Origin of the sequence: Bacillus sp. FSL W8-1202 (assembly GCF_038006165.1) — a bacterium.
Classification (GTDB): domain Bacteria; phylum Bacillota; class Bacilli; order Bacillales; family Bacillaceae; genus Bacillus; species Bacillus subtilis.
This window is the reverse complement of the sequence record NZ_JBBOUR010000001.1, coordinates 817,811-829,944: the sequence shown is the minus strand read 5'-3', so window position 1 is coordinate 829,944 and position 12,134 is coordinate 817,811. Positions and strand designations below refer to the sequence as shown.

The following is a 12,134-nucleotide window of genomic DNA, read 5'->3' as shown; positions in this document are numbered from 1 at the left end:
CCTTGCAGCAGACAGGGACGTCTAGTACATGGACAGCGGATAAAGTTCCGTTAAAGGAGATGACGAAAATGGATTTATCTGTAACACATATGGACGATTTAAAAACAGTAATGGAAGATTGGAAAAATGAATTATTAGTTTATAAATTTGCGCTAGATGCGCTCGATACAAAGTTCTCAATTATCAGCCAGGAATATAACCTCATTCACGGACACAACCCGATTGAACATACAAAATCCCGTGTTAAAAGCTTTGAAAGCATCGTGAATAAGTTAATGAGAAAGGGCTGTGAGATTACGACGAAGGAAATGAAGGAGCATATTCACGACATTGCCGGCGTGCGCATCATCTGTTCCTTTATTTCTGACATTTATAATGTCGTGAATGTGTTGAAGCAGCATGAAGATTTGAGAATCGTAAAGGTAAAGGATTATATCCAGACACCCAAACCGAATGGCTATCGAAGCCTGCATTTAATCATTGAGATGCCTGTGAATTTAACGAACCGTGTGGAATACGTCAAAGCAGAAATTCAAATCCGGACAATCGCGATGGATTTCTGGGCGAGCCTTGAACATAAAATTTATTATAAATTGAACAATGACGTTCCTAAGCAATTAACAGATGAGCTGAAGGAAGCCGCGGAGATTGCCCATTACCTAGATGAGAAAATGCTGGGGATTAAGAAAGAAGTGGATTAGAAAAGACGGCACCCAAGTGCCGTCTTTTTTTATTTGATATCTTCAAAAATGTCAGATGCTTTCGCCTTCATTTGTTTCTTAATGGTTTTGGGTTTCTTCTCTCTTTTCACAGCCTCATAGACTGCGGCTGTCACAAGATCTCCTGCTTTCTGGAGGCGTTCTTTGCTGATATGTTCGATCGAGTCTTCGGGGGTATGATACCACGGCTCAACTTCTTCTGTTTCCGGGTCTCCCCAAATAAAGTTGGCGGAATCAATGCCGGCTTCGTGGAATGGCACATGATCAGATGATCCTCCCTGTGTCAGAGACAGGCTGTCAAACCCAATTTTTTCAGCAGCCGTATGGCTGGATTCCCAAACATAGTTAGATTGGCCGTCCAATGTGTTGACATACAGCTCAGACGCTTTTTCCCAGCTTGTGCCTACCATATCTAAGTTGAAGTTCACTTCGCTTCGTTTCAGCTCTTTTTCCGATAGATGATCTACATAGTGAGAGGAGCCGAGCAGGCCGAGCTCTTCGGCGCCGAAAGCGATAAAGCGGAGTTCTTTATCAGATGGAACGCTTTTTAAGACACGCGCCATCTCCAGCATAACAGAGGTTCCTGAGCCGTTGTCATTTGCTCCGGGTGAAAAAGGAACACTGTCGTAATGGGCCGTCACGTACACAATGTCTGGATGTTTGATGTTCTTTGGTTTTTTAATTCCGATGATGTTCTGAGAGGTTTGGTTTGTGAATGCTTTTAGTTTTAAGGTGGCTTCTTTTTGCTGGGTAAGTGCTTCGCCGTCTTCTTTCTTAATGCCGACGACCGGAATGCCGACTTTATTTCCCGACAGGTTTGGCGTCATAGGCACGAGGCTTTCTTTGTTGTTATAAATGATGACAGCTTTTGCTCCGGCGGCTTCGGCATTTTTGGCTTTCTCGTAATAAGTCAGGTCTCCTCTGGAAATTAAAGCGATTTTGCCCTTGGCGTCAGAGGTAAAGTCCTTTTGATAGCCCAATCCCGCATTGTAAAGCGGGGCCGTCAGCCCTTGTTCCTCAGTCGGAGCTGAACCGGACGCCGCTTGGAGAAGAATATCGCGTCCTGCTGAAGACAGAGTTCCCTCAAGCCGGTCAGGAATGTCGAATCGTTGAACCTTCACATCAAGCTTTAATTTTCTCATTGATGAGGCGATCAATAGGGCACTCTTTTTTTCAGCTGCAGTTCCGGCTATTCTGGGGCCGATTGCTTCACTTAGCTGAGAAATGGTAGAGTACGCATGCTTTGCTTTGAATGGAAGCTCGCGCTCGCTATTTGATATTTGTACAGCGTGTGCGGCAGGGGTGACACTCTGTGCCGGCAAGAGCAGTGTGCCGGCAGTTAAAACAGCCATCGTCATTACAGTCAAAAGCTTTTTCATCAAAAATAAACCTCCCCTAAATGTATGGTTGGGGAATATTTCGGGATGCTAAAGGAGTTTCCTGCAAGATGAAGAGCGTTTTTGAAAAGACAGTGCTTTATACCTGCAAAAAAACGCTTATGAATGAAGGGTCATAAGCGTTTCGGAATATCAGACTATTGGAGCTTTAAAAACTTGCGTTTGCCGACTTGGATGATCATATTCTCTCTTATCTCTGCTTTGGCGTGAACATCTGTTATTTTCTCTCCGTCTATACGTACACCGCCGTTTTGAATCATGCGGCGCGCCTCGCTCTTCGAAGAGAGGAGTTTTAGCTTGACGAGCAGATCAATCATCGCTATCGTTTTTTCGCCTTTCCAGTTTACGGCTGGTATATCTTCCGGCAGGCTGTTTTCCTGAAAGACTGTTTTAAACGAGTGTTCGGCAGCTTCTGCTGCTTTCTCTCCGTGATACATTCGGACGATTGTTTTGGCTAAAAGCATTTTGGCATCACGCGGATGAACTGCGCCGGTTTCTAAGTCTTTTATGAGCTGTTTTTTCTCTTCAAGCTCTAAGTCTGTCGCCAAGTGGATGTATTTTTTCATCAGACTGTCGGGCAGTGACATCGTTTTTCCGTACATGTCGTTTGGATGTTCGTTAATGCCGATGTAGTTGTGTTTCGACTTCGACATTTTCTCGACGCCATCCAAGCCTTCCAAGAGCGGCATAAGGATGACGACTTGTTTTTCTTTGTTGTATCGTTCTTGGAAATGCCGCCCCATGAGGACATTGAAATGCTGATCCGTTCCGCCTAATTCAATATCACTTTCGAGAACGACAGAATCATAGCCCTGCATCAATGGGTAAAAGAATTCATGCAGTGAGATTGGTTTTTGCATGGCGATGCGTTCTTCAAAGTCGTCGCGCTCCATCAGGCGGGCTACCGTTATTTTCCCTGCTAATTCAATGACATCTTCCAGATTCAATATTTTCAGCCATTTTGAGTTATAGTGAAGCTCGACTTTTTCTGGATCAAGCACTTTTCCAAATTGCTCAAAGTAGGTTTTGGCATTGTGCTGAACTTCTTCATCAGTCAGTTGCTTTCTGGCTGCCGATTTTCCGGTCGGATCACCAATTTTTCCTGTGAAATCCCCAATTAACAGCTGCGTTTTCTTGAAATTGGCGAAGCTTATTTAACACAACCGTATGGCCCAAATGTACATCCGGTGCAGACGGATCTAATCCGAGCTTAATTTTAAGCGGCGTGCCTGTGGAAATTGATTTAATTCCTCCGGCGGTATGACTTCGTGGGCGCCTGTCATGTATAGCTGAAGCTGTCTTTCTACCTCTTTTTGCTGTGACGCTGTGAGCTGCTCAAATGTTCTCATCATTTTTCCTCCTTTTTTACAAACACAAAAAAGAGCCCATCCCGATAAGGGACGTGGCTCAATGCACGCGGTACCACCCTGGTTGAAGACATTGTCTTCCGCTCATTCGAATAACGGTTTCCCGTTCTTTGCTACTTTTAAGGTTCACAAAGAAAGCTCGGGGAGGTAATTCACGTTTGCTGTGTGCCGGCTCGCACCTTCCGCCGGCTCTCTGAAACAGGGAGACAAACCGCTACTGGATTCCCGTCAAAGCTTATGTTGTATGAAGATTGTCAGCTACCTTTCTAAGCAGCCCTGTCAATATTTTCTGTTCGTCCTTCGTCATTCCCGCAATGAGCTCTGTTTCCCCTTTGTGAAACTCCGGGTAGAGTTCTTCGATTGCTTGTTTGCCGGAATCGGTGATAGAGACAAACACGAGTCGCCGATCTCTTGTGTCGATGCTTTTACGGCAAAAACTCTTTTTTTCGAGCGTTTTGATCACGTTGCTTGCTGTAGCTGTAGATATCCCTGACAGCTCAGCGATTTTTCTCGTTTCGAGCGCTCCCCATACCCATAGATCATAAAGAATGGAGAAAGCGGTCCAAGAAAGGTTATAGGTAGAAAGAACCTCAGTCTCCATTTTGACACGGAGCCTTTGTGCAGACCGATACAAATTCGTAGCGATCGAAATGGCTTCCAGGTTGAGTGACTCGACGGGCATTTGTTTGAGCTTAGAAAGTGTATCGTGTTCTTCCTTCCGAAGCTGCTGATGTTGATGTGAACGTTCCATTTTTTAGGCCTGCCTTAAATTATCAGAATCATTAGCTATGAAACGAATTTTAACAGAGTCTGGTGTGAACTTCAAGCCCATATATCGGTTGAATAAAAAAAGCCCAAACAACGCCAAAATAAACAAAAACCCGAAAACGGGGGTGCAGTTTTGCAAAAATATGTTCAATCCGACTATAAGCATGATCCGTTTCATCTGTTTTCGACAGAGCACGTAGTGACGTTAGCGATTATCGCCCTTTTGGCCATTCTGTTGTTTTTGTTCCAAGATGGGGTCAAGCAGCCGAGGGCCAGCCGGTTTTTGCGTTCTCTGTTTGTGTTTCTTTTGCTTGGTTCGCAAATCGGCTATCAAATATGGATGGTCGCCACGGGCAGGTGGTCGGTGCGCACTTCATTGCCTCTCCAGCTTAGTGACCTGTCGGTGTATTTGTCAGCTATTATGTTAGTGACAAAAAGCAGAAAGCTGTTTGTGTTTTTGTTTTTTGCCGGCATCGGCAGTTCGATTCAGGCTCTTGCCACTCCTGACCTCGGAATGTTTTCATTTCCGCATATATCCTCTTTTTTATTTCTCACGGGTCTGTGTTTTTATCCTGTCTGCTGATGGCTGTGATTGGCACCAACAGAATGGGCCAGCGCTCGTTATGGGTGACAGTCCTGCTTGTTAATGTGTACGGCGTCTGTATTTTCCTGATTGATCGCTGGCTTGGCGCGAATTATATGTATTTGACGAAAAAACCGGGCGGATCCTCTCTCTTAGATGTTCTCGGGCCATGGCCATGGTATATCGTCTCGGCTGAAGCCATCACGATCGCAAGCTTTTTCATTCTTTATTGGCTTTATCGCATCTTCAAAAAATGACACCTTTTTTGTTGTATCACACATTCTGTTTAAAAAAATGTCGGAGAACGTGTTTATTTTTTTGAAAAAGGGTATGTAACTTGTACAACAAAAAGGGAGATGAATACCATTGAGGAAAGATGAAATCATGCATATCGTATCATGCGCAGATGATAATTATGCTCGTCATTTAGGTGGGATGTTCGTTTCTTTATTGACTAACATGGATCAGGAGAGAGAGGTAAAATTATACGTCATTGATGGCGGAATTAAGCCTGATAACAAAAAAAGACTGGAAGAAACCACTTTGAAATTCGGAGTGCCGATTGAGTTTTTAGAAGTGGATACCAAAATGTATGAACATGCGGTAGAGAGCAGCCATATTACAAAAGCCGCGTATTACCGCATTTCGATTCCCGACTTAATTAAGGATGAAAGCATCAAACGAATGATTTACATCGATTGTGATGCGCTTGTCCTAGAGGATATTTCTAAGCTATGGGACTTAGACATTGCGCCATACACCGTAGCCGCTGTTGAGGATGCGGGGCAGCATGAACGCCTGAAAGAAATGAACGTCACTGATACAGGGAAGTATTTTAACTCAGGTATCATGATTATTGATTTTGAGTCTTGGAGAAAGCAAAACATCACAGAAAAAGTCATCAACTTTATCAATGAACACCCAGACGAAGACTTTCTTGTGCTGCATGACCAAGATGCACTGAATGCGATCTTGTATGATCAGTGGTATGAACTTCATCCGCGCTGGAACGCTCAAACCTATATCATGTTAAAGCTGAAAACCCCATCGACTCTGTTAGGGCGGAAGCAATATAATGAAACGAGAGAAAACCCGGCAATCGTGCACTTCTGCGGCGGAGAAAAGCCTTGGAACTCCAATACAAAACATCCGTATCGCGATGAGTATTTCCATTACATGTCCTATACGAAGTGGAATACGATTGGGAATCCGGCGATCAACCAATAATACAGATATAAAAAAACGCTTTTGAGATGATCAAAAGCGTTTTTTGTTTGTCTCAGCGTGCGACTGACCGTTGGTAGAACCGCTGAATATGCATGGCGATGTAGCACAATTCTTTTTCAGGAAATTCAAAGCCGTATTCCTTCTTCACAAAGGTGCCGATGCTTAGGGCACACAGGAAGGCATCCTTAAACTTCTCTTTAATGATGTCGATCATTTCTGCGTCCAGCTCGTAAATGGATTCGCCTGCTTTGATATGCTGAATGGCAAAGCGGAGATGGGTCACAAGCCGTTCATAAGAGATGGTATCTTCAACGATATTAATAGACAGTTGAATTTCGATAATCTCGATAATATCACGAATCATTGTTGTAATATCAAGCGTTTGTGTCATATCGCCGGCATTGTTTCTTGCTGTGTGGATATGCATGGCGATATTGCCGATTTCATCATCAGGAATGTGAATCCCCAGTTTATCTTTAATCAGTGTTCTGGCCCATAAGCCGATCTGGAACTCCTTTGGATAAAGGACTTTGATTTCATTCAGCAGCGGATTTTTGATAACCATCCCATTGCTCAGGCGTTCAATCGCAAAAGAAAGATGGTCTGAAAAAGCAACATGAATGCGCTCGTTGATTTTGATGTTCAGCTCTTTTTCGGCATGAGAGATAATTTGCTCAGAAATCTGAATGTGGTCTTCAGGCAATGTTTCTAAAATCTCTTCGAACTGCTTATAGTCAGGTGTATCTTTTCTGATAAAGGTTTTTTCTATTTTTGACGGATCGACAATATCATTCTTCTTTTTGTTAAACGCAATTCCTGCACCCAAGAGAATCTTCTCTTCATTTTGATCCTTTACGACGATAGCATTATGATTTAAGATTCTTTTAATTTTCATAGCTTTTTTGTCCTTTCATCCCCCGTTTTATGAATGAAAACGAATAAATCCAGTTATTCTGTCTCTTCTTTAAACCCGAGAAACAATGTAGCTATAAAAGCAGAGACGGCTGCGATCAAGAAACCGATCATATAATGAACAAAATTAGCGGCGCCAAACGGCAGCACGATTGAAATCATCGGAATGCCTGTCAGCCCGTAGGAATTTGCCACAACTTGTACCGCAACCACGTATGCTCCGCCAATAGCACCGCCGATGGCTGCTCCGATAAAGGGACGGATCAATTTGAGATTTACCCCGAATACAATCGGCTCAACAATGCCTAAAAACGCGGTCAGAGAAGCGGGGAGCGCAATTTTTTTCAGGCTTGATTGTTTCGTTTTGAGGAATACCGCAAGCCCCGCTCCGCCTTGGGCCACATTCGCCATCGACCATATCGGCACTAAAAAGTTGACACCGACATGCGGATTAGCAAGCAGCGTTGCCTCAATTGCATAAAAGCTATGATGCAATCCAGATAGGACGATGGTGGAGTAGATGCCGCCGAAAAGAGCTCCGGCGGCAATGCCGGCGTGATCATAAATATAGACGATCGATTGTGTCATGATCTGGCCGATGATGGACGCGGCGGGATTCATCACAATCAGCGCGAGGCATCCTGTCACCATGACCGTAATAAAGGGAATGATCACGACATCAAGCGACTTCGGCACAATCGATTTTAATAGCTTCTCAATTTTGCTCATGACAAAAACGGAAAGAAGAATCGGTATCATGGAACCCTGATAGCCCATCATTGGGATATGAAGCCCCCATATGTCTAAAGAAGACGGGGTTTTGCTGCCGAGCATAGAGGGGTCCAGCAGATCAGGATGCGTCAAAAGCCCTGCAATCACTGCCCCTAGGTATGGGTTGCTGCCAAATTGCCGTGCGGCACTGAAGCCGACTAAAATCGGCAGTAAAATAAAGGCTGTGCTGGACACGAGGTCGAGCATTTTAATCCATGGGCTGCCGGCAGCGAACCAGTGAAACACCTTAATCATGCCGATCAGCCCCATGAGCAGGCCGCTTGCTGTTATTGCCGGAATAATCGGCACAAAAATATCGGACAGTGTTTTCGCAAAAGCTGCGGCAGGGTTCAGCTTCCGGCTGGCTTTTTTCTGGTGGACAGGTTCTTCAGAAGGCGCGTTCTCCCATACATGAACGACTTCTTTATATATTTTGTTGACGACGCCTGCTCCGAAGATAATCTGGAAAAGCCCATAACGGAAAAAGGTGCCCTGCACACCTTGCAGGTTCTCAATGGCATGTATATCAATTTTCGTCTCGTCCTTTACATCAAAACGAATACGGGTCGTACAATGGCTGATGCTGATAATATTGTTTTTTCCTCCTGCGAGCAGCAGTAATTCTTTTGCAATCTCTTTATGCAAGCAATCAAAACCTCCTTTGCTGAAGAAAAGTCGGCTTGTTCATCGTATCAAATGAAAAGTTGACAATCAAAATGAAAAAAGTGAGAAATACCGGCTGAAAATGACAAAAATGCCCGCGTCGACGACGGAGCATTAGAATAGGGGTTGTCCAAGGCGCCGTTATGAGCCCAACACGAAAAGAAGAGTTAAAATGCCCTGCTTTTTAGGCACTAATACTCCCTTTGCATCATTGGGTCTTGCCTGCCTGCCCAGTCACAATCCCGCCATATGTGGTGATAACTGTAATAACGTTCATTTTATGCTGTTCATGGCTGTATAGCAATAGTATGAAAAGCCTGTGAGGCGGATGGGAAAAAGGTTGTGTACGATTTTCTTAGAATGTAAAAAACCTTTAAGACCTGGAATGCAAGTCTTAAAGGTTTTTGGTTACTTTTTCGGTTTGACGGCGTTCAGCCGTTTTTGCAGCTTTGTTTTTTCATTGGATGCTTTTAATTGATTCACTGCAGACTGAGCGGATGCCTTTGATTTCTTTGTTTTGTCTTTTTCCGCTTTCTTCACTTTTGCCTTGGCAGTTTCCACTTTTTTTGCTTCAGCCGCCGCCACTTTTTTCTTCACTTTGTCTAACCGTTTTTGCAATGCCGTTTTTTCCTTGCCTGCTTGAAGCTGATTGACGGCTGATTGTCCTTTTGCCGCATTTGCATCAGTTGATTTCTTTTCAGCCGCAGATACGGATTGCTGTGCCGTCTTCAAATTGGTGCTCTTTACTTTGTTAAGGCGTTTCTGCAGGGACGTTTTTTCTGAACTTGCCGGCAGCTTGCCAATTGCTGATTGTGCGCTGTCCACATCTGTTTTCTTTTTGCTTTTCTCCGCTTTCGCAACTTTGTCTTTCGCTTGCTTTGACGCGATGTATCGTTTTACTTGGTCTAAGCGTTTTTGCAGGTTCTTTTTGTCTGTTCCGTTTGGCAGCTTGTTGATGGCGGTTTGTGCTGTATCAACGGTTTGCTGTGTTTTGCTGCCGCGTACGCTGAATCTGTTGCCTGTGCTTTATATTGGATTAAGCCGTAGCCAAATTGCTGATCGCGGCCTGCGGTACCAAGATCAACGATATTTCTCCGCATTTCCTCGCGAAGCTGGACGTTTGTCTCGGCAGGATCACGCTGTTTTAACAAAGCAAACATGGCAGCGGCGTGCGGTGTCGCTTGGGATGTTCCGCTTCCTGTTGCATAATACTGGTTTAAGTAAGTGCTTGTGATGTTTGTCCCCGGCGCTGAAAATTCAACTTCATCTCCAGTTGTTGAGAAGGAGGCAAGCTGATTCTTTTCGTTTGTTGCTGAAACAGCAACGACACTGCTGTATGCCGCCGGATAATTCACTGGCTTGCCGTTTCCGTCGTTACCGCTTGCGGCAACAAGCAGAACACCTTGTTCATATGCTTTGTTCACGGCCTCATGAAGGATTTTGCTGTCTGACGTCGTGCCAAGGCTCATATTGACGATGTCCATCCCGTTTGCGATCGACCAGTCAATTCCTTGGAGAAGACTTTGAAGATCCCCCGAGCCGTTCTGATCAAGCGCTTTAACCGCGTATATTTGTGCTTCCGGTGCGATGCCGTCAATTCCGTAGCCGTTATGCTTGGCTCCGATAATCCCTGCGACATGTGTTCCGTGGCCGTTATCATCTTTGTAAGAAGAGGTATAACTGACAGCTGAATACCCGCCGGCAATCGACAGGTCATCGTGGGGGGAGATCCCGCTGTCAATGACGGCAATTTTGATATTTTTTCCTGTCAGTCCTGCCTTTCAAGCCTGTTTCACCTGAATGGGCTCAAGGTTCCATTGCTCAAAGTTGTCAGAGGTGTCAGTGCCGTCTGACAGCACTATGAAATCCGTGCTGTCTGCTGCGGTAAATGATACGTTGTTTTCTACATACAAAATATCAGGATCCTGCTTTAATTCTTTTACTGTCTCCTGGTCTGCTGTGACCGCTACCGCGGGAAGATGCTTATACTGCTGTTCAACATCAGCATCACTATCCAGGATGGTTTCCTTTCCGGCCTTGTTTTTATAAACCACAATAACCTCTTTCTCGCTGCTGTTTTGCGCATGAGCGAGAGGGCCTATGGCGAGAAAACTGAAAAACAGAGTGACTGATACAACAAGTTTGCAAGACATGTTTTTCATGATTCATCTCCTTTTTCTATGATGTTTGATATATATATCGGAGAAAAAAGAGAGATTAATAGTTAGAAGGAAAAAATTTTTCATAGACAGGATTGTTTGGCAAAATGCAGATTTTTTCCGCAGGAAGAGGAAATTTTCCAAATGAATTTGTAAACGTTTTCAAAATAAGATAAAGAAAACATTGCGGAGGTTGTTCACAAAGCAATGTGAAAAGGGGGCTTTTAAGATGAGCGCATTCACTCGGGTAATGGAGGAAAAAATAATGCCTGTCGCCGGGAAAATTGCCGGACAGCGGCATCTCAGCGCTTTGCGTGACGGAATTATCCTGACCATGCCGCTGATTATTATCGGGTCTGTCTTCTTGATTTTAACGAGCCTGCCGATTCCGGGGTATGCTGATTTCATGGCGAGTGTGTTTGGGAAGGAGTGGGCTGATAAGCTCGGATATCCCGTCAATGCTTCGTTTGATATTATGGCGATGATCGCCGCTTTCGGGATCGCCTATCGGCTGGCGGAAAGCTATGGTGTCGATGCCCTTTCGGCCGGAGCGATTTCAATTGCCGCATTTCTATTGGCAACGCCGTTTGAGGTGCCGTTTACACCGGATGGCTCAACGGAACCCATCATGGTAGGGGGCGGAATCCCGATCACGCTGCTTGGCAGCAAGGGCTTATTTGTCGCCATGCTGATCGCCTTGTTTTCAACCGAAATCTATCGGTGCATTATTCAAAAAAATATCGTCTTCAAAATGCCAGACGGTGTGCCGCCTGCGGTAAGCAAATCATTTGTCGCGCTGATTCCCGGCTTTATCATTGTGCTTCTCGTATGGCTGGCGCGTCTTCTGATTGAAATGACACCTTTTCAGAGTCTGCACAATGTCGTAGGAGACCTGCTTGGCACACCGCTTTCCATCCTTGGCGGCAGTCTCGGCGGAAGCCTGATTGCTGAATTTGTACAGATGCTGCTTTGGTCGTGCGGGATTCACGGGGCTTCCATCATTGGCGGAATCATGGCGCCGATTTGGTACGGCGCGATGGATGCCAACCGTCTTGCCTTCCAAGCGGGCGAGGCGCTGCCGAGTATTTTTACGACTCAGTTTTTTCAAATTTGGATCAATGTCGGCGGGAGCGGGGCGACGCTGGCGCTTGTCCTGACGATGCTTGTGCGCTCCCGCAGCAAACAAATTGAAGCAGCTTGGCCGATTAGGGATTGGGCCCGCGCTTTTTAATATCAACGAGCCGATCATTTTCGGCATGCCGATTGTCATGAATCCGCTCCTTATTGTCCCATTTATCATCGCACCGCTCCTCACGATTACCTCGACTTATATCGGCATGAGCACCGGGCTGGTGGCAAGACCGGCCGGAATCGCGGTGCCATGGACGATGCCGCCGCTCATATCAGGTTACCTGGCGACAGGCGGAAAGATGTCGGGCGCCGTTATGCAGCTGGTAAATCTGCTGATCACCTGTGCCATCTACTATCCGTTTTTCAGAATATGGGATCATCAAAAATGGCGGGAAGAGAGTGCGGTTGAATCTGGGGATAAAAATGTGTAGTGATGT

At 45.2% G+C, this 12,134-nt stretch carries 6 protein-coding genes, 4 pseudogenes and 1 other annotated feature; of the genes and pseudogenes, 4 read left to right on the top strand and 6 right to left on the bottom strand.

The window, feature by feature from the left end; translation table 11 throughout:
- The first annotated feature begins 68 nt into the window (after positions 1-68).
- A complete protein-coding gene (ywaC, locus tag NSQ09_RS04225) occupies positions 69-701 on the top strand; it encodes a GTP pyrophosphokinase YwaC (protein WP_003244564.1) in 633 nt (210 codons plus the stop codon).
- A 29-nt stretch (positions 702-730) separates the two neighbouring features.
- Here the strand turns inward: ywaC and ywaD are convergent, their stop codons facing one another.
- The 3 genes and pseudogenes from ywaD to ywaE form a co-directional block, all read right to left on the bottom strand.
- Positions 731-2,098, bottom strand: coding sequence for an aminopeptidase YwaD (gene ywaD / locus NSQ09_RS04220; RefSeq protein ID WP_341032486.1), 1,368 nt, complete (start codon positions 2,096-2,098; stop codon positions 731-733).
- 155 nt (positions 2,099-2,253) lie between these two features.
- A pseudogene (tyrS, locus tag NSQ09_RS04215) lies at positions 2,254-3,468 on the bottom strand (tyrosine--tRNA ligase).
- 41 nt (positions 3,469-3,509) lie between these two features.
- Positions 3,510-3,724 (bottom strand) — a binding site (T-box leader).
- On the bottom strand, positions 3,719-4,234 hold the full coding sequence (gene ywaE / locus NSQ09_RS04210; protein ID WP_003243598.1) for a tyrZ transcriptional regulator YwaE: 516 nt from the start codon (positions 4,232-4,234) through the stop codon (positions 3,719-3,721). (Overlaps the previous feature by 6 nt.)
- A 216-nt stretch (positions 4,235-4,450) precedes the next feature.
- Here ywaE and NSQ09_RS04205 point away from each other — a divergent pair.
- Positions 4,451-5,091: pseudogene (locus NSQ09_RS04205) on the top strand (YwaF family protein).
- 109 nt (positions 5,092-5,200) lie between these two features.
- Positions 5,201-6,061 (top strand): glycosyltransferase family 8 protein, encoded by an 861-nt coding sequence (locus NSQ09_RS04200; RefSeq protein ID WP_015714932.1) that lies wholly within the window; start codon positions 5,201-5,203, stop codon positions 6,059-6,061.
- A gap of 52 nt (positions 6,062-6,113) precedes the next feature.
- Here NSQ09_RS04200 and sacY read toward each other — a convergent pair whose 3' ends face one another.
- The 3 genes and pseudogenes from sacY to NSQ09_RS04185 form a co-directional block, all read right to left on the bottom strand.
- Positions 6,114-6,956 (bottom strand): transcription antiterminator SacY, encoded by an 843-nt coding sequence (sacY, locus tag NSQ09_RS04195; protein WP_003227349.1) that lies wholly within the window; start codon positions 6,954-6,956, stop codon positions 6,114-6,116.
- Positions 6,957-7,009: 53 nt separating this feature from the next.
- Positions 7,010-8,389 (bottom strand): SacY negative regulator SacX, encoded by a 1,380-nt coding sequence (gene sacX / locus NSQ09_RS04190; protein ID WP_017697037.1) that lies wholly within the window; start codon positions 8,387-8,389, stop codon positions 7,010-7,012.
- Positions 8,390-8,815: 426 nt separating this feature from the next.
- Positions 8,816-10,569 (bottom strand): annotated as a pseudogene (locus NSQ09_RS04185) (S8 family serine peptidase).
- A gap of 226 nt (positions 10,570-10,795) precedes the next feature.
- On the opposite strand from NSQ09_RS04185, the pseudogene celB reads away from it, so the two are divergent.
- A pseudogene (celB, locus tag NSQ09_RS04180) lies at positions 10,796-12,128 on the top strand (PTS cellobiose transporter subunit IIC).
- Positions 12,129-12,134: the final 6 nt, after the last annotated feature.